Below are 302 nucleotides of genomic sequence, written 5' to 3'. Positions count from 1 at the left end.
ATCTGGAATTAGTTATCCGGCCGCTTTTGTATTTCCTGATGCTGTCGTAGGACATTTCAAAAAGATTATATTCTCTTTCTTTTTTCTTGTTAATTCTTTTTCCGTCAGGGGTGAGCATATAGACAGCTTTCATGTAGGGTTCATGAGAAACTACCACCTTTTGATCTGCAGAGATCACAAGATCGAGTTCCAAAGCGCCGGCTCCTATGGCAACAGCACTAAGAAAACCTTCAATAGTATTTTCGGGGTAGGCAGAGACATGCCCTCTGTGGCCAATTACCTCAACATCGGGATTGGTCAAT

General features: G+C 42.4%; 1 protein-coding gene. It reads right to left on the bottom strand.

The window, feature by feature from the left end; genetic code table 11:
• On the bottom strand, window positions 1–302 hold a 302-nt coding region (locus tag HC175_RS22785; RefSeq protein WP_262887267.1), incomplete at both ends, for a glycerophosphodiester phosphodiesterase family protein.

Source organism: Salinimicrobium oceani (genome assembly GCF_012037645.1).
This window is presented reverse-complemented; position numbering and strand designations above follow the sequence as displayed.